The following is a 16,590-nucleotide window of genomic DNA, read 5'->3' on the forward strand; positions in this document are numbered from 1 at the left end:
TGAAACCATTCGTCATTGATCGGATCGAAGAATATTTACAGCAGATTTCGGACTTGACTAACGAATCGGTTCACCTTCCGATGGTTGCATATAGTCGTTTGAGGGATATACGAACAGAGCATAGGCATACTCCCAGTAAGCTTCAATGACTACTGTTGGGCCAAGTCTTGGATGGCTGCTAGTGGCCGATAGTACGCTTACGTCATTGCTCCGTAAAGCCGACATGGAGTACGCTAGAATCCGTATGTGACGACCACCAAAATTCTGCCATCTGCCGAACAATGCTAACAGCATTGTTCGGCAGATGCTCAAGGATAAAATGCGAGCCACCATGCACATCACCGTACTCGGCGCCGGTATTGCCGGACTCACCACAGCCTGGTACCTCGTCCGTGATGGCCACGCGGTCGAGGTCGTCGAGCGCAACAGCGGTGTTGCCCTTGAGGCTAGCTTTGCCAACGGTGCACAGCTTTCTTACTCCTATGTTGCGCCGCTCGCCGGCCCTAGCGTCTTGCCGAAGGTTCCACCTTGGCTGCTGCGCCGCGACGCGCCGCTGCGTTTCTATCCGGCGTTCGATACGCGGCAATGGCGCTGGCTGCTTGAATTTGTTCTGGCCTGCAGGCGCGGCACCAGCGAACTCACCACCCAACGCCTGCTGTCGCTGTCCTTCTACAGCCGCGCCCTGATGCACCGCTTTGTCAGTGAGGAAGACATCGATTTTGGCTATGCCAGAACCGGCAAACTGGTGCTGTACTCGGCCCAGGCAGATTTCGACGGTGCCCGGCGTCTGCTCGACTTTCAGCGCTCGCTGGGCTGCGAACAGGACGCGCTGGATCGCGCACAGTGCGTTGCACTGGAGCCGATGCTCGGCGATTCGCGATCGTTGCTGGGCCGCCGAATCGTCGGTGGCATCCGTACCGTGAGTGAGGAAGTCGGCGACTGTTACCGTTTCAGTCGGGGTCTCGAAGAAAAGTTGCGCGCGCAAGGCGTGGTCTTCCACCTCGGTAGCCACGTGACTGGACTTGAAACCCGTGGCGGGCGCATCACGGCGGTTAACACAGCGACAGGCTCGCTGCCTACCGATCTGTGTGTGATGACTCTGGGTGCGCAAAGTCCCGTCCTATCCCGCACCCTCGGCTTTCGGCTGCCCATCTACCCGCTCAAGGGCTATAGCCTCACCCTGCCACCCCGGCCAGAGGGCGCAAGTCTTGGAATCAGCATTACCGACGCAACCCGCAAGGTCGTCTATGCTCCGCTCGCCGACGCCAGCAAAATCTCGCTGCGGGTCGCCGGGATGGCGGATATTTCCGGCTATTCAAACCGGATTGACCCGGTGCGCGTCAAGCAGTTGTTTCTGGAAGCCGAGCGCGCATTTCCAGCGGCAACCGATTACGCACCCGGGCCGGACGCCATGCAGCCCTGGACCGGTCTGCGCCCGGCAACGCCCAAGGGCATGCCGATACTCGGCGCCAGCCCTTTTCCCAACCTGTTTCTCAACTGCGGCCACGGTGCCCTGGGCTGGACCCTGGCGCTGGGCAGCGCGCGCATCCTGGCCGACCTGATCAAGGGCGCAACGCCGGAGATCGCTCTCGCCGGGTTCACCCTGCCGCGCTAGCAGAGCCCCGGCGGCCTTTGCGCGAAAGCCATCCCGATCTCCCGTATGCCGACGTACCAAGCGTGGGTTAACTGCTTTAGCGAAGGTCCGTTATCGGGCGCAATTGCCTACCGTCACTTTCGGCCATTTATGGCCGTTCGCCTGTTCCCCGAAGCTGCCATCCGAGAGGCCGCTCCACTCTGGAACCTGACCGACGACCTTCGGAAGTTCATCGGCCTCAGGGGACTTCGGGGGCTCGTGGAAAAGGCGCCTGCTGTGTGGAAATAACCAGCCACTCAGCGTTCAAGGGCAGCACCCAGAGCAGATTCATCACGCCACCCACAAACAACAGTACCATCAACGCCCGGCAGCATCCCGTGCAGAATAAGCTGTGACGCAAGCCCATCACCAGCGCACCAGCGGACCCATCCCGCCATTCGTTGAGCAGGAAGCCTAGGGATCCGCTGATCAATCGCTTCTACAAGCTAATCAACGTGTACGGCATGACCTTCAAGGAGCTGATCCACGAGGAATTCGGCGATGGCATCATGTCGGTGATCGGCTTCAGGCTGAATCTCGAACGCGAGCCAATCGCGGCCGGCGACTGCGTGAACATCGTCATGTCGAGGAAGTTCCTGCCCCACACGACGTATTGATCAAGGAGAGAAAATGCGCCGGATGATTAGCTGGGTCGAAGGCTGGCCGAGTCGCGGCGGCTTTCCTCTGGCTGGTCGTGCAGCATGTGCTGCCCAAAGGTCTCCGGCGGGCGCGCAACTTCGGTTTTCTGCACCCCAACTGCAAGCGGCTGATCGCTTTGCTGCATGTGGTACTGAAGTTCGCTCCGGGTCGGGCGCTGGCCTGGGTCAAGGAACGGCCACCGTTCCTGTGCGCATGCTGCGGGGCGGTGATGGCGATTGTGAAAACGCGGATTCGGTCGGGGATCGAGAGGCTCATGCCGGTGCCTATTGTCACTCAGGCGGTGCTTTGACTTTGTAAGCGCCACGCCCCTCGTAACGTGCCGGGAGTCAGCGCCCGCAAGCTGAGGCACCGACTTGCCTTGAATCCGCCAATCAATGGCCCTATTCGGCATCGGCAGCTGCAACGGCACGCATGAATAGGCGATCAGCACCTCGCTCCACCGGTAAGACGTCACACCGGAGCACTTCCCAAATACATATTTTCCGTCAGGGCCAATCAGCGCTCAGGGCCGGGCTCGTCCAACAAAGGGTTCAGATCGTGGCTCGCTTCACGAGCACGATCTAACCTTGGTAGTTGGACCGTATCGCCGCAGCTAAGCAGCGCCGGCCTTCCCACCGAGTGTCCTCGCAATTTCAATGATCTTGAGGTCCGATTCAGAGCCGCCTTTGGCGTCGAGGTAGCCCGTTGGCGTAGACCCGAAGATTGCGCGTGTTGCTTCCATTAGAACGGCGTCCTTCGTCGGATCGTCGCTAGCTGCGTGGGAAAACGCCTGGAATGTCTGGAGACTAAGTGCGCGATGACGGTTCACCGTCGATAGATGTTTCAGCGCCTTGAATGTTTTTCCGCACCAAAGAGTCGCGGTGAAAAGAACCACAAGTGCAGCAAGCTTGCCGCCAAATCGCTGCGCAATACTTGGAACGTCGTCGCCAGCTATGGGAAATAGCCATACGATGATGGCGAAGAGTAGCGTGAGCGCAGCGCCACTTGCAGTCAAGTACAGCCATTTTCTAGCCTGATCATCCAGGGAAACTGCTTCGTTCTTGAAGTCTTGCGTAAAGACCGCAGCTCCTGCAGCGGCGGACGCTTCGCGCGCTTGGGTGATGATTCCCTCGATCTCCGATTGTCGAGCCTGGATGGTTACCTTGGCACTCTCAATCAAGGTTTGAGCTTGACCAACTGATGATGTCAAGGCCTCGATGTTCTTCGCGACGTCGCCCTTTTGATAGGCTAAAAACGGAATCCAGGGGCTTGCAATTGTGTAGAGCTGATCAGCTCGACCATGAATCTCGGTGACGAGGCTGTCGCGAGTTTGCGTAGGCGTCTGCTGCTCGATATTGAATTTGTCAACGCGTGCAAAGACTTCCGAGGTTTGCTTTGTCTCAGATTGGATCTGAGTGACCGCGGAGTCCGTGAGGTACTCCATGGGAAGAACGCTAAGGTGGGCCAGGAGTTCGAAGACGCGCTTGAAGTCTTGCTCAGCCTTCTCGAACGTGATGGAACCCCACTCGGATCGGGATTCGAGTCGGCTTTCACGAAAGGCTAGGGCCTTGCCGATCTCTGCCCGAAGTGCTTCAGCGGATTCATGGGTTGCCAAAGTGGTCTCCTAATGCGGTCTACCTAAAGTAGGCATCCTATTTGACGGAAAAAATCCGTCATGACGTATAAAAACGCTCAAAATAGCCCGCCTTAATTCTTTAAAAACAAAGGTGTAGTTAAATGTAGCACGTCCTAATGAAATTTTCTTTTCCGTCAAACTCAGAATCGGTTCCAAATTTACATCAGCGCCCACCATATCGCACGCGATTTATTTGTTCGGCATTCTTGCTAACATATTACTCTCTGATCTGAATAAGGCACGAATGTCCGCAATGGAGGGCGGTGGCTAGGTCCGCGATTGGCCGAATCGAGGCAGTGTAGACGTCAACTTGCTCGCCGAATACCGGCCATTCACCAGGGCTAGCGGAAGCCTTGGCTATTGAAATTGATGTGCGGCTGTGGCCAACTTTGGACTGGAGTAGCTGGCAGGGTTTCAAATGGAACGAATGGTAGGGTTGCGTGATGCGTTTGATGGCGACGAGCAGGTGATTGCAACATGGCTGACGAGCTATATACGGCCTTTGGGCAGCTCTCCGCTGGAACGCCTGGCCGAACGTGGACCAAACACCAACGGTGACAAAGGCTGAGGAACAGACTTCTAGGGACCCATGGCAATCTTGGCTCAGACCGGAATAAGTCGGTAGGCCACCTGCCGGCACCGGATCCGCGGCCCCGGGTCCAAGTGCGGCATGACTTCATCGCTAAGCAGCGCATACCATTCATCCACACTCATTGACTCCGGGTGCTCTGCACGCAGCCGAAAAAACGGTAAGCCGACCGCGCCAATCAGCGTGTCTTTCATGCGGTCGCGACGTCTCGCATCCGGCAAGTCGTGGAGGCCGCTATCCAACTCAAAAGCCGCCACCGGGTCGCCTTCATCCGGAATTACCAAAACCGCATCCAGACGGCAGTGTCGTCCGTAGCGCCGTGTGTCACCATCAATCTTTTCATCAAGGATTTTGTCGAGATCGACGATCTGGTCCAATGGGTAGTTTGGCAAAGCAAGCAAACCCGGAAAGCGCAGTGACAAAGCGCGCAAGAAAGTGCGCTCCTGCTGACTGCGAAAAACCGATCGAAGAACGCCCATTGTGTTCGATGAAATGGCGTCTCCCAAGATCATCTGCATGATCTGCACGACCCGTCGCACGTGCACGACCGATTCAGTCGGAGAGACAGAAGAGCTGATTGTATTCGGTGAAACCCCTTTGAGCTTGGGTTGCGTTGCCTCTTGGGCATGCAGGTCGTCAGCCGCTTTCCTCAATGGGCTCAGATCCAGAGTATTGGCCAGCCGCTCCAAGATTTCTGCGGGGACCTGAACGACGCCATCGAGAAACAACGCAGCATAGCGTTCGAGAAGAGAGCGTTCCCGGGGCTCTTTGGTAGTCATGATGAGGCACAATCCCTCTCCCGCCAGGGCGCGCAGAAAGGCGTCACGGCGAACTGTATCCCGATTACGCTGACCTTCCAAAGCGTCCAGAAACCGCATGTGATCACGTTTGGCCAAGAGGCCTTGTAGCTTGCCTGCCAGGGTTGTTCGAACGGTTTCGCCCACGGTCTCGTCGTCGTTGCTGTCTGATCTCACATAGTACTTAAGGCCTCAACACTTGTCACTCATAGAGCGTGGTCTTAAAGTGATCAACTGCCTAGCATTCGCCAGAATCCTACGAAATGGTGGAGTGCGGTGCCGAAAGATCCCAGAATCCTTTTTGGCAAACGCCTCGCGGCGCTCCGTAAGGAACGGGGTTGGTCACAAGAGCAGTTGGCGCTTGAAAGTGGCCTGGCCCGAAGCTACCTTGGGGGCGTTGAGCGAGGGCAGAGGAATATTGCCTTACTCAACATCGTTCGTCTGGCTGAAACTCTGGGGCGGAAACCCGCCGAGCTGATGATGGATCTTTAGACGATCCTGAACAACCCGCTTCAAGCGGCGAGTTGCTGAAGCAGCAATTTGGTCCCGTTTGAAACGAGTAGCCCAGCAGTGCAGCCGATCCAAGCATTGCTGACGCGATCACTCCGCACCTGCCGCGCTCCGCTTCGCTCGCTTGCCTCCTGGCTCGTTCGGCTTCGCCGATCCGAGCCCAGGTTGAGTTCTCTGTCTTGCGACGCGTTAAAATGTATTATGAAAAGCACAGGCACCATGGTTAGGCGCAGAAGAATATCGGAACATTGTCGGAATATTGGAATTTCCCAGTCCGAATTTGACCGACGCGTTCTCGAAGCCTTGCGCGAACCCCTGGAAAGCGGCCGCATACACATCTCGCGGGCGGCGCGTCAGGCCGAGTTTCCGGCGCAGTTTCAGCTCGTCGCGGCGATGAATCCGTGCCCCTGCGGCTACTATGGCGATTCCGGCGGCAAGTGCCGATGCACGCCCGATCAAGTCGCACGCTACCGGAAGAAGCTCTCCGGTCCGTTGCTTGACCGCATCGATCTGCAAATTGAAGTGCCGGCGTTGCCGGCGGAGGTCCTGCAGAAAGCAGCGGACGGCGAGTCGTCGGCAACCGTTCGCGCCCGCGTGACGCAAGCCCGCGAACGGCAGCAAGTGCGCCAGGGCAAGCCGAATGCACGCCTGAGCACGAAGGAGGTTGACCGCTACTGCCAGCCCGACGCCGCTGGTGCAGCATTGCTCAAGCACGCGCTTTCCCGCCTCAATCTCTCGGCCCGCGCTTACCATCGGGTACTCAGAGTTGCCCGCAGCATTGCCGACCTGGCTGGATGCGCAGCAATCTCGGCACCCCATGTCGCCGAGGCTGTGCAGTATCGCCGCTTCGCCAAGGATTGATTGTCCCCTCGTGCTATGGGCCTGTAGCGCCCAGCATTGCCGCACTGGCCTGACGCCAGCTAGGTCGGCGTAGTTGCAGCTTTCAAATTCGGATGCGATTGTGAGGGCGATGCCACCCGCATTCGAGCGGCGAAATCGCAAGCCGGCTCTGGCCGCCCATAAAGATAGCGGTGATGATGTCTTCGACGGTTCGTTCGTGCGTCAGGCGGCAGACGAACGAACGGTCTATCTTCAGTTCGTCGAAAGGAAAGCGCGCAAGATAGGCGAGATTGGAGTAACCGGTGCCGAAATCGTCGAGTGACAACAGGAAACCCAATTCGTGGATTTCGCTCATTTTCTCGATCGTTGCTTCCGGATTGGTGAGCATCAGGTTTTCGGTAACCTCAAGTCGAATACTGCCGGCTACGAACTCATGGCGCTCCGCCAAGCGGCGCAAGCCGGGAACGAAGTCCTGTTGTTGAAATTGCAGGGGCGATACGTTGATCGAGATGCAGACCGGGATGCCTTGTTGCCGCCATTCGCGCGCCTGGCGCAAGGCTTCATTGAGAACCCAATTGCCGACTTCGATAATCAGTCGTGTACCTTCGATGACCGGGATGAACTGGCCGGGTGGCACCAGCCCGCGTTGTGGATGATTCCAGCGAATGAGGGCTTCCGTGCCGGTGATTTGGCGGTAGTTGCTGGCCAGCACCTTCGGCTGGTAGAAGAGGACGAATTCGTTCAGCTCCAGCGCATGTTTTACGGCGCGAGTCGTTTCGATCTGATGCCGTCCGGATTCGTTCATCTCTTCCGTAAAGAACTTGAAATTTGCCCGTCCATCCGCCTTTGCCGCGTACATTGCCGTATCGGCATTTGAAAGCAGAGCGTCGATATCGGCGCCATCGTCGGGATAAACGACGACACCGATACTCGGAGTTACAAAGAGATTGTCGTTGTCGAAGGCGAATGGCTCGTTCATGACTTGCAGTACGTGCTCGGCCACTGTGACGAATGCTGCGTCTGAATCGACATTCGGGGTGAACGCAACGAATTCGTCACCCGCCAGACGGCCTACCGTATCCTCGTCGCGCAGAACCGACTTCAGTCGTCGTGCAACTTCGCACAGCACCTGGTCACCGACTTGATGACCCATCGTGTCGTTGATCAGCTTGAAGTGATCGAGGTCGATGAAGTAGACCCCGACCCGCCATTCATGGCGCTGCGCCGCAGCCAGTGCCTGGCTCAGCGATTCGCGCAGATAGGTTCGATTGGGTAGCCCGGTGAGCGAATCGTGCAGTGCGAGACGTCGTGCATCCTGCTCGGCTTTCAGGCGCTCGGACAAATCGAAAATGGTGCCGACGTAATGGGTCAGTCGTCCGCCCGGATCGCGTATTTCGCTAAGACTCAACCAGGCTGGATACGCCTCGCCGTTGCGGCGCTGATCCCAGACTTCACCGTTCCACGAACCGGTATCGGACAAGCGTGCCCATATCCCGTCATAGAAATCCTGCTCGTGTTGGGCAGAACGCTGCAGGATCCTCGGTATCTGGCCGAGTATCTCGTCGCTTTCGTAGCCGGTGATGGTGCAGAATGCGTCGTTAACCGAAATGATCCGTAGCTCGGCATCGGTGATCATGATCGCGTCGTGTGAGCTCTGGACGGCCCGTTCGGTAATCAATAGCCGATCGGCGTTGTCTTTCTGTTCGGTGACGTCTTCGATCGACGTGACGATCGCCGTGTTTTCGTTCTCTTCGCCGTGACGAATCGGCATGCTTCTGACGGACAACCAGACCGGCCTGCCTGCGGAGCTGCGGAGCCCAACGGTGGCGGGCCCGGCCGATACGCCTCCATCGAGGGCAAGCCGCATCGGCCAGTGTTCAGCCGCAAATGGGCTTCCATCGTCTCCGATGGCACCCTCGAAGCAGTCAAGCAAATTGGTTTTCGGGGCGATCGGTTGCGTCAGGCCGGCGATGCTGGTGGCGCTACAGTTGAAGGCAATCACCTGCAATTGATCGTCGGTAAGTACAACGCCAGCGCTCAGGCCGTCGACCAGGGAACGACTGAGTTCACCGCGCACCAGTGATTCGGAAGCTCGCTTCAGTGCTTTTGCGGGCATCTTCCGCAAAGGCACGAAAACTAAGAAACCGAGTGTGGCGCTTATCGCAAACGCAAGGATGCTCTGCTGAAGAATGCTGGCGGCGGATGCGATGACTTCAACCCGGCCGACGGCAAAGCCGGAATCGAAAAATTCATCGCTTCGAACAATCGTCGGCCATTTCAGTTCGGCCGTCACGGCCGTCACCAGGCGATTCTGATCATCAACAATCCGTGTCGTTCGGGCGTTATCACGGATCGGTTCAATGCCTTCCTTGAGGCGCTCATGCGCTTGATTCCAGATGCGCGGGTTGCGACCGACGATTTCGCTGACGACGATGGCCTGAACCTTTGCGTCGGCCTCCAAGCTGTGTATCAGGCCCTCACGCTGAATGAAGAATAATCCCAATGGCGGCAGGACGGTTATTGCCAGAGCAACAGCCGCGGCAAGCCCGGTCAAAGTGCGCGAAGTTCTCCCAGGCTGCATCTTGGGCATACCTCTATTGGTTTGCCGGTACGAAATCTGCTGCAATCATTATTTCTCTCGCCTCCGCCGACTGCAGGAAGGCCATGAATCGTTTTACGGCCTCGCTCGGTTGGCGCGCGGCGATTGCATATAGCGGCTTCGAAAGCGGGTATTTCCCTTCGGCGACCGCCCTGGCGCTTGGCAGTACGCCATCAAAGGCAAGGAATCTGATCTGGCTGCCCTGAAGGCGCGCCAGTCCGGTGGCTGTCGGTCCGAACGAGCCAGGAACGGATTCGAGCAGCTTGATCGTGTCGAGGTCGTTGTTGGCGACGAGGAGTCCCTTACGCGCGGCGGCCAGGGTCATTGCTGCGTCGGTCTGAGCGGAAATCTGACGTACCAGAATCGTGTCCGACTCGCGGTCGGGGCGCATGATCAGGCGGATGGGTTGGCCGTCATCCCAGCGCACCAGACGTCCGGCATAGATGTCGGCCACTGCGTCTGCGGTGACGCCGTTCGGACGATTGCCGTCGCTGGTGGCAAAGCCGAATGCCGTACGCGCCAGTTCGACCATCTGGCCGATTCCTGCCTGCTCCTCGGGTGTTGGCAGACGGCCGGCAATGGCCAGATCCAGCTTGCCGTTGCTTACCGCCCGCATGCTGCCGGTGCTGCCGAGAGGCGGCAGCACCACGCTTACCGAATCGATTGTCTGCTTCTGACCATAGGCCGCTGCCAGACGTTGCATCAACGGTGCTGAAAGGCCGACGCCAGAAACCCTGATTACTTCAGCTTGTGCAGTTCCAGCCAACAAGAAAAAGGCCGATAGGAACAGCACGCGCACCAGGCGATTGAATTGAAAACACTTAGGGTTATTCATCTTGCGCCTCCACTGGCTCTTTAGGGCCGGCCCCATAGCGTCATTGGACCAAGCCAATCACAGTATTGCGAAAAGGATTATCGGGCGAAAATATCACGCGGAGCGTGAGAAAGTGCCTTGGATGCATGGGCGAGTATAGCTGATTTATTCCATCTGCTTGATTGGTGTGATAGTTTCGGCAACTTCGGAAACGCCGCTTCGCCAAGGATTGACTTGCCAGAGAGTGAAATCGACATGCCGCCGCGCGATGTGAACTCGCCGCCGAGCGGAGTCAACCCGCCGTCGCGCGGAGTCAACCCGCCGCCGCGCGGCATTGCCCTGCTGCTGGCTTCGCTGGCGGCGCTCGGGCCCTTCTCGATCGACACCTACCTGCCGTCGTTTCAGGATATCGGCCAGAGCCTGAACGCAACGCCGATCGAGGTGCAGCAGACCTTGTCGGCTTACCTGTTGCCTTTTGCCATCATGGCCTTGTGGCATGGTGCGATTTCAGACGCCTTCGGGCGCCGGCGCGTAATTCTGGTCAGCCTGGCCCTGTTCGGACTGGCGCTGGCCGGCTGCCTGTTTGCCACGCGCATCGAACACCTGTGGGTACTGCGCGCTCTGCAGGGGATGTCGGCCGGAGCCGGTATCGTCATCGGCCGCGCCATCGTTCGCGATCTGTACGACGGTGCGCAGGCGCAGCGTCTGATGTCGCACATCACCATGATGTTCGCTCTGGCGCCGGCTATTGCGCCTGTCATCGGCGGCCGTCTGCAATACTGGTTCGGCTGGCGCTCGGTGTTTGCTTTTCTCGTGCTGATGACATTGGCTTTGCTGCTGGCCTGCTGGCGAATGCTGCCCGAGACGCTCGCGCCCGAACGCCGGCAATCGCTGCATCCGGGCTACCTGGCCAGAACTTACTGGAAAGTGCTGACTTCGCCGGCATTCCTCCTTGCCTGTGGCGGCCTCGCGTTCAACTTTGCCGGCTTCTTCATCTACGTGATGTCGGCGCCGGTATTCCTGATGGGTCACCTCGCCGTTCCCGAAACCGGATTCCTCTGGCTTTTCGGCCCGGCGATGGCCGGTCTGATGTCCGGAGCCTGGCTAGCCGGGCGGTTTGCCGGAAAACTGACGCTTCGGCAAACGATCGCGCGCGGCTATCTGGTGATGGGTATGGCGGCGCTCGGCAACGTCGGACTGAATCTGTGGCTGCCGCCGTCATTGCCGATGAGCGTCATGCCCATCTTCGTCTATACCTTCGGCATGTCGCTGGCAATGCCGTGCATCACGCTGCTTGCACTCGACCCCTTCCCGGAACAGCGCGGCCTGGCCGCGTCCTGTCAACTGTTCCTGCAAGCCGGCTCGAACGGTCTGATCGCCGGCATCCTCGCGCCGCTGCTGTGGGGGTCGACGCTGACATTGGCCTACGGCATGGGCGTACTGCTGCTGCTCGGCGCAACGTCGTCGTGGCTGCACTATTGGCTGACCGGAGACAAAAGCCGGACCCAAGCGATGACTCGGCCGCCTGTCTGACCGCGCGGTCGTTTGCATCATGCATGAAGACGGCAGTTTTCCGGGGGGAAACGAATATGGCCCGGTTAGCCTATCTTTGCCGACAGGAACAGCAGCAGCGGGTTATCCGGCGATGCCTTAAAGCCGAAATTCAGGTAATACCCCGCCGCCTGCTCATCAAGCGCATCGACGAACAAGCCAATTCCGCCTGCCTCGGCGTAGATGCGCCGCGCCCGTGTCAGGGCGTCGACCAGCAGCAGTTCGGCCAGCCCCTTGCCTTGATACTGCTTGTCGACTGCCAGCCGGCCCAAACGCACGCCGGGGATGCGGCGCGGCAGCTTTTTGCGCCAAGCTTCCGGCAGATGCCTGTTCTCGAGTTCTGCCAGCGTCAGCGCGTAATAGCCGCAGATGCGGATTGGCGCTTCCTCGCGAACCGCGACGAAGGTCTTCGAGAGCCCTTTGTCCTGATGCTGACGAGCGACCTGCCGCAGCCAGTCGTTCAGTTCCTGGCGGCCGCAGTCGAATCCCTGCCGGTCATGATCCCCAGCTAAAGGTCGTACCTGCATCATCTTGTCTGGCCTTCTCGTAACGCTTCAGGGCGGCCTTCAGCTTGGCATTCGGCTTGGGCGGATTTTCCATCAGGTCGAGCAACCAGTTCCAGTCGCGCGGCGAGAGGCGAATGATTTCTTGCCGCTCGATCACTTCCTGTGCTTCTTTCAGTGCCGCTTGCACCAGAAACTGATTAACTGTGGCGCCCGTCAGTTCGGCGGCTCGGCACAAGGTTTCATAAACCTCGTGGGGCACGCGAGCACCGATGCGATCCTGCTTGGCAATGGCGGTTCCCATCATTACCTCCTGAGTTGATTTGATTGGTCAGTGTACCATTGTCGCCAAAATGGCGCCAACGATCTTCAATGACGCTACGGCGGCGGTACGCGCTGCGAATTGAATCAGCGAGTGCGCGAAAAGTACGGTTTGCAGTCGGTAAAAGGTCTGTACCCGGTCTATAAACCCGCCTCGTAACTGGACAACGTGACCCCGGCGTGGGCCAGAAATTCGCGGATCTGCTTGATCTCCTGCTTGGGGCAGGTCGAGCTGTTGTGCGGGTGGTGCAGAAAAACCTCGACTTTGTTCAGCACAATCCTGAAACGGGAGCCGTGCGCCGCTTCGATACTCGCACCCAGATGCACCAGCAGCGATTCAATCTCGCGCCAGTGAATATTTGCGCTGGGCGGGTCACGATAGATGCTCTGAAGCAAATGCAGATGTTTGTTACTCATCCCAACCTCCACTGTCGTGTTGATCACGCGGAAACGCATTTGAGCCGCCTGTTCGACATTCTGCCTTCATCCGGGCCGTGCCGGAAAACTCATCGCCACGGCCAGGCCGCCACCCTGCGCATCAGCGAGCGCGACTTCACCGCCGCAGCTGGAAACGATACGCCGAACGATGGCCAGCCCCAGGCCACAACTGCCACCGGTGGCGCGCGCCGGGTCGATCTGGGCGAAGGCTTCCAAGGCACGTGAGCGCTGTTCGTCGGCGATGCCCGGGCCGTGATCGCGCACTTGTAGCGTTACCGTTCCGGCGCGCTCGACGGACAGGGAGATTTCGACCGGCGGCGTACCGTATTGCAGAGCGTTGTCGATCAGGTTGTCGAGCAATCGTTGCAGGTCGCCATGGTCGATAGCGACGTGGCACGCGGCAGCGGTTTCGCTGACGGTTATCTCGATCGGCCGGCCGAGTTCCCGATGCCGCGCTACTTCGTCGCTCACGGCATCGGCAATCAAGAGCGGCGATTCCTGTGGCGCACGACTCTCCTTGCTGCGCAGGAAGTTCAGACATTGGCCGACGATGCGCTCCATATCTTCGGCGTCACGTGTCAGCCCAGTGCGTTCAGCGTCGCTATCGAGCAGCGCCAGGCGAACGCGCAAACGGGCCAACGGCGCACGCAGATCGTGGGTCAGGCCAGCAAGCATTTCACGCCGCTCGGCTTCGGCCGCGGCCAATTGCGATAGCATGGTGTTGTGTCGCTCGGCGAGCCGGCGGACTTCTTTCGGGCCTTCCGGTGCTACCGCTTGAGCCTGGCCATCTCCGGTGGCGGACACCGCTTCACCAAGGCGCGCCAACGGGCCGACGATGCCGCGCACGAAGAGCCCGGCGATCAGCGCCACCGCGGCCAGGGCGACAGCCAGCCCGAGCCACAGCTCGCGTGGCAGCGCCTGCGGTGCAAAGCGTGGTGGCGGCAGCACCAGCCACCAGCGCTGGCCATCCGCAGTGAAGCCGATCCATAAACCGCTGCGTTGGCCCCGCCCCGCATGGCGCAAGCTCACCCTCTCGCCCAGGGCCTTCTCCAGACCGACAGCCAGGTGTCGGGCAAAGCCGAATGCAGGCTCGCGCATCGGCACAGACTCCCCATCCGGGCGCAATTGAAGGTCCTCCTCGCCATTGTCGGTAGCTGAAAGCCGCTTGCGCGTCTCGTCGTCGAGGCCTGGTAAAACAGTCTGCAGCAGACGTATCTGGCCCGCGACAAAATGGACGGTCTGGCTCATGTGCAGGGTTTGCCGGTAACGGGTCAGCAGCGAAAAAGTTGCGATTTCGGCGACGGCGACGACGGCAATGACCAGCAGGACAGTACGCGCCGCGAGCGATGAGGGCAGCAGTCTCATTGCCCAGTGTCCCTCGCATCTTCACCGTCGGGAACAAAGACGTAACCGACGCCCCATACCGTCTGCAGATAGCGCGGATGCGCCGGGTCGACTTCGAGCAGTCGGCGCAGGCGGTGGATCTGCACATCGATGGCGCGGTCGAAAGATTCGCTGTCGTCGCCACGCGTCAGCTCGATCAGCCTTTCGCGCTTCATCGGCCGGTTGGCATTGGCGACCAGTGCGTTGAGCAGGGCGAACTCGCCGCTGGTCAGGGCGACGGCTTCGCCATCTCGCGAAAGCTGGCGAGTACCGCGATCGAAACACCAGTCGCCGAAGCGGAAAATGCCGCCTTTGGCAAAGGGCGCCGCCGGCGGTTGCGCGCCGCGCCGCAGCACGGCTTCGATGCGGGCGACCAGTTCGCGCGGATCGAAAGGCTTGCCCAGGTAATCGTCGGCGCCCATTTGCAGGCCGATGACCCGGTCAACCGCTTCGTCGCGCGCGGTCAGCATGATGATCGGCAGCGTCTCGCCACGCCCGCGCAGACGTCGGCACGCGGCCAGCCCGTCTTCGCCGGGCAGCATCAGGTCGAGCACGACGAGGTGTGGTTGGTAGCGCTCAAGAAAGGCGTCGAGCTGGCGCGTATCCGGCAGCAGGAGCGTGTCATAGCCGTGTCGGCCAAGATAGGTGGCCAGCAACTGGCGCAGTTCAGGGTCATCATCGACGAGCAGAATTTTTTTCATCATCACATCTTGATTCGGAACGATGCCCATTCTATGCCGCCGCTGCAGGGTTGAAAGGCGTCTGAAACAATTTGCAATCAACCGCCCCGGCAATGAAATCCTTTGCAACAGGCCAAGGCAGAAAATGGCATCGTCAAAACAGGCGTTGCATCTGCGCACCGCACTTGACTTATACGTGGATTTTTTTCACGGCATTTCCACCCGAAAACAAAGGAGTTTCACCATGAATGCGAAATTTTCGAAAATGTCTCCACGCCGAGTTGCGGCTACCCTGGCCGCCGTAGCGGTCTCGGCGACAATGGCCGCTGCGTCTACTGCGGCCTTCGCCAAGCCCTGGGGTGGGGATTGTGACGGCAAATCCGGTGATCGAACCGAGTGTCGTTCAGAACGAGGCATGAAGGGAATGTCCCGACTGCACGACGAACTCAAGCTGGACGCCAAACAGGAAGCGCTGTGGCAAGACGCTGAAAAAGCCAGCAAGGAAAACATGGCCGGCATGCGCGATCGCTTCCGCCAGCACCACGAAGAAATTCAGGCACTGATCGACAAACCCGGTGCCGACCTGCGCGCGGTAGCCAAGCGCATGGATGAGTTCAAGGCCGAGGGGCAGAAACTCCGTGAAGCCAACCGTGATCGCTGGCTGACGGTGTATGACTCGCTCAACGCCGAGCAGAAAGAGAAAGCTCGTGTGTTCTTCAAGAGCAAGCTTGACCGTATGGCCCGTCATGGCCACCGCGGCCCAGGTCGGAGTTAACAGCGGAATCGCCGATGGCGATTGCCGTGAGGGGTGGGAAATGACCCGCAGGTCATCACCTCCCGCCCCTCTATTCCCGCATCGAGTCATTGAGTTGGCGGCGATATGCATCTGCTGATTTGTACGATAATGGTAAACAATTCTTCTCCGTGCAGTCCGGAAGGTTTTCACCATGCCCCGTTCAATCCGTCGGATCGTCATTTCGGGAGTTACCCGCGGCCTCGGCCGGGCCATGCTGGATGAGTTCGTTTCGCTCGGCCACACTGTTGCCGGTTGTGGTCGTTCGGAAGCGGCAATCGATGACCTCCGCTTGAAGTTTGCAGCGCCGCACCGCTTTGCGACGGTGGACGTTGCCGACGATTTTCAGGTGGGGCAATGGGCGCGTCATGTGTTGACGACAATGGGGCCGCCCGACATCCTGATCAATAACGCCGCGCTGACGAACAAGCCGGCGCCGTTATGGGAGGTATCCGCGGCGGAATTCGACGCACTCATCGACGTGAACGTCAAAGGAGTGGCCAATATGTTGCGTCATTTCGTTCCGGCGATGATCGCCGGGGGACGTGGCGTGATCGTCAATTTCAGCTCCGGCTGGGGTCGCAGCACCGCGCCTGACGTAGCTCCATACTGCGCCAGCAAGTGGGCCATCGAAGGCCTGACGGGTTCGCTGGCCCAGGAGTTGCCCGAAGGGATGGCGGCCGTCACGATGAATCCGGGAATCATCGATACCGACATGCTGCGGCTGTCCTTTGGTGAAACCGCCGGCGGATACGAAGCGCCCTCCGCCTGGGCCGAGCGCGCGGTCCCGCTCTTGTTGAAGCTGGGGCCGAAGAACAACGGCAAGGCGCTGAACATTCCCTAGCCGCCTGCCGTCGGCACATC

The 16,590-nt window shown here is 59.2% G+C and carries 17 protein-coding genes and 2 pseudogenes; 9 read left to right on the forward strand and 10 right to left on the reverse strand.

Features of this window, described 5'->3' with window-relative positions; all coding sequences use genetic code 11:
- Positions 1-304: 304 nt before the first annotated feature.
- Positions 305-1,615 (forward strand): D-amino acid dehydrogenase, encoded by a 1,311-nt coding sequence (locus PROAA_RS16725; protein WP_222102326.1) that lies wholly within the window; start codon positions 305-307, stop codon positions 1,613-1,615.
- A gap of 217 nt (positions 1,616-1,832) precedes the next feature.
- Here the strand turns inward: PROAA_RS16725 and PROAA_RS16730 are convergent, their stop codons facing one another.
- A complete protein-coding gene (locus tag PROAA_RS16730; protein ID WP_222102327.1) occupies positions 1,833-2,066 on the reverse strand; it encodes a copper chaperone in 234 nt (77 codons plus the stop codon).
- A 31-nt stretch (positions 2,067-2,097) separates the two neighbouring features.
- Between PROAA_RS16730 and PROAA_RS19200 the strand changes: the two genes are divergently transcribed.
- Both PROAA_RS19200 and PROAA_RS16740 read left to right on the forward strand, forming a co-directional pair.
- A complete protein-coding gene (locus PROAA_RS19200; protein ID WP_245664318.1) occupies positions 2,098-2,250 on the forward strand; it encodes a cyanase in 153 nt (50 codons plus the stop codon).
- Positions 2,251-2,285: 35 nt separating this feature from the next.
- A pseudogene (locus PROAA_RS16740) lies at positions 2,286-2,582 on the forward strand (transposase); the annotation flags it as partial.
- Between the two features lie 303 nt (positions 2,583-2,885).
- Here the strand turns inward: PROAA_RS16740 and PROAA_RS16745 are convergent.
- Positions 2,886-3,887, reverse strand: a complete 1,002-nt coding sequence (locus PROAA_RS16745; RefSeq protein WP_186412440.1) for a hypothetical protein — start codon at positions 3,885-3,887, stop codon at positions 2,886-2,888.
- 439 nt (positions 3,888-4,326) lie between these two features.
- On the opposite strand from PROAA_RS16745, the gene PROAA_RS16750 reads away from it, so the two are divergent.
- Positions 4,327-4,476 carry a hypothetical protein gene (locus PROAA_RS16750; protein WP_186412441.1) on the forward strand — a complete coding sequence of 50 codons (150 nt, stop codon included), beginning with the start codon at positions 4,327-4,329 and terminating at the stop codon, positions 4,474-4,476.
- Between the two features lie 35 nt (positions 4,477-4,511).
- Here PROAA_RS16750 and PROAA_RS16755 read toward each other — a convergent pair whose 3' ends face one another.
- Positions 4,512-5,441 (reverse strand): DUF2726 domain-containing protein, encoded by a 930-nt coding sequence (locus PROAA_RS16755; RefSeq protein WP_222102329.1) that lies wholly within the window; start codon positions 5,439-5,441, stop codon positions 4,512-4,514.
- A gap of 129 nt (positions 5,442-5,570) precedes the next feature.
- On the opposite strand from PROAA_RS16755, the gene PROAA_RS16760 reads away from it, so the two are divergent.
- Positions 5,571-5,786, forward strand: a complete 216-nt coding sequence (locus tag PROAA_RS16760; RefSeq protein ID WP_186412443.1) for a helix-turn-helix domain-containing protein — start codon at positions 5,571-5,573, stop codon at positions 5,784-5,786.
- 294 nt (positions 5,787-6,080) lie between these two features.
- Positions 6,081-6,665 (forward strand): annotated as a pseudogene (locus PROAA_RS16765) (ATP-binding protein); the annotation flags it as partial.
- 82 nt (positions 6,666-6,747) lie between these two features.
- Here PROAA_RS16765 and PROAA_RS16770 read toward each other — a convergent pair.
- Together PROAA_RS16770 and PROAA_RS16775 are read right to left on the reverse strand one after the other, a co-directional pair.
- Positions 6,748-9,270: a sensor domain-containing protein gene (locus PROAA_RS16770; protein ID WP_222102331.1), complete on the reverse strand. Its 2,523-nt coding sequence runs from the start codon at positions 9,268-9,270 to the stop codon at positions 6,748-6,750.
- Positions 9,239-10,078 carry a substrate-binding domain-containing protein gene (locus tag PROAA_RS16775; protein ID WP_186412446.1) on the reverse strand — a complete coding sequence of 280 codons (840 nt, stop codon included), beginning with the start codon at positions 10,076-10,078 and terminating at the stop codon, positions 9,239-9,241. The genes PROAA_RS16770 and PROAA_RS16775 overlap by 32 nt, the downstream gene beginning before the upstream one ends.
- 213 nt (positions 10,079-10,291) lie before the next feature.
- Between PROAA_RS16775 and PROAA_RS16780 the strand changes: the two genes are divergently transcribed.
- The gene (locus PROAA_RS16780; RefSeq protein WP_245664319.1) at positions 10,292-11,590 is read left to right on the forward strand and encodes a multidrug effflux MFS transporter; all 1,299 of its coding nucleotides are present in this window, start codon (positions 10,292-10,294) and stop codon (positions 11,588-11,590) included.
- Between the two features lie 65 nt (positions 11,591-11,655).
- Here the strand turns inward: PROAA_RS16780 and PROAA_RS16785 are convergent, their stop codons facing one another.
- The 5 genes from PROAA_RS16785 to PROAA_RS16805 all read right to left on the reverse strand — a co-directional run bounded on the left by PROAA_RS16785 (position 11,656) and on the right by PROAA_RS16805 (position 14,954).
- Positions 11,656-12,138, reverse strand: a complete 483-nt coding sequence (locus PROAA_RS16785) for a GNAT family N-acetyltransferase (protein WP_222102332.1) — start codon at positions 12,136-12,138, stop codon at positions 11,656-11,658.
- Complete coding sequence (locus tag PROAA_RS16790; RefSeq protein WP_186412447.1) at positions 12,104-12,415, reverse strand: type II toxin-antitoxin system TacA family antitoxin; 312 nt, start codon at positions 12,413-12,415, stop codon at positions 12,104-12,106. The genes PROAA_RS16785 and PROAA_RS16790 overlap by 35 nt, the downstream gene beginning before the upstream one ends.
- A 158-nt stretch (positions 12,416-12,573) precedes the next feature.
- Positions 12,574-12,849, reverse strand: coding sequence for a type II toxin-antitoxin system HicA family toxin (locus PROAA_RS16795; RefSeq protein WP_186412448.1), 276 nt, complete (start codon positions 12,847-12,849; stop codon positions 12,574-12,576).
- A gap of 66 nt (positions 12,850-12,915) precedes the next feature.
- Entirely contained in the window at positions 12,916-14,235 is a 1,320-nt protein-coding gene (locus tag PROAA_RS16800; protein ID WP_186412449.1) for an ATP-binding protein, read from the reverse strand.
- Positions 14,232-14,954, reverse strand: coding sequence for a response regulator (locus PROAA_RS16805; protein ID WP_245664320.1), 723 nt, complete (start codon positions 14,952-14,954; stop codon positions 14,232-14,234). The genes PROAA_RS16800 and PROAA_RS16805 overlap by 4 nt, the downstream gene beginning before the upstream one ends.
- 223 nt (positions 14,955-15,177) lie before the next feature.
- Here PROAA_RS16805 and PROAA_RS16810 point away from each other — a divergent pair, with 223 nt between their 5' ends.
- A complete protein-coding gene (locus PROAA_RS16810) occupies positions 15,178-15,708 on the forward strand; it encodes a Spy/CpxP family protein refolding chaperone (RefSeq protein WP_186411744.1) in 531 nt (176 codons plus the stop codon).
- A gap of 172 nt (positions 15,709-15,880) precedes the next feature.
- Positions 15,881-16,570, forward strand: a complete 690-nt coding sequence (locus tag PROAA_RS16815) for an SDR family oxidoreductase (RefSeq protein ID WP_186412451.1) — start codon at positions 15,881-15,883, stop codon at positions 16,568-16,570.
- Positions 16,571-16,590 lie beyond the last annotated feature (20 nt).

This window comes from Candidatus Propionivibrio aalborgensis (assembly GCF_900089945.1).
Taxonomy (GTDB): domain Bacteria; phylum Pseudomonadota; class Gammaproteobacteria; order Burkholderiales; family Rhodocyclaceae; genus Propionivibrio; species Propionivibrio aalborgensis.

Coding starts and splice junctions, on each gene's coding strand:
- PROAA_RS16725 (WP_222102326.1), top strand. CDS start 305: ATGCTCAAGGATAAAATGCGAGCCACCATGCACATCACCGTACTCGGC.
- PROAA_RS19200 (WP_245664318.1), top strand. CDS start 2,098: ATGACCTTCAAGGAGCTGATCCACGAGGAATTCGGCGATGGCATCATG.
- PROAA_RS16750 (WP_186412441.1), top strand. CDS start 4,327: ATGGAACGAATGGTAGGGTTGCGTGATGCGTTTGATGGCGACGAGCAG.
- PROAA_RS16775 (WP_186412446.1), bottom strand. CDS start 10,078: ATGAATAACCCTAAGTGTTTTCAATTCAATCGCCTGGTGCGCGTGCTG.
- PROAA_RS16785 (WP_222102332.1), bottom strand. CDS start 12,138: ATGATGCAGGTACGACCTTTAGCTGGGGATCATGACCGGCAGGGATTC.
- PROAA_RS16790 (WP_186412447.1), bottom strand. CDS start 12,415: ATGGGAACCGCCATTGCCAAGCAGGATCGCATCGGTGCTCGCGTGCCC.
- PROAA_RS16795 (WP_186412448.1), bottom strand. CDS start 12,849: ATGAGTAACAAACATCTGCATTTGCTTCAGAGCATCTATCGTGACCCG.
- PROAA_RS16800 (WP_186412449.1), bottom strand. CDS start 14,235: ATGAGACTGCTGCCCTCATCGCTCGCGGCGCGTACTGTCCTGCTGGTC.
- PROAA_RS16805 (WP_245664320.1), bottom strand. CDS start 14,954: ATGAAAAAAATTCTGCTCGTCGATGATGACCCTGAACTGCGCCAGTTG.
- PROAA_RS16810 (WP_186411744.1), top strand. CDS start 15,178: ATGAATGCGAAATTTTCGAAAATGTCTCCACGCCGAGTTGCGGCTACC.
- PROAA_RS16815 (WP_186412451.1), top strand. CDS start 15,881: ATGCCCCGTTCAATCCGTCGGATCGTCATTTCGGGAGTTACCCGCGGC.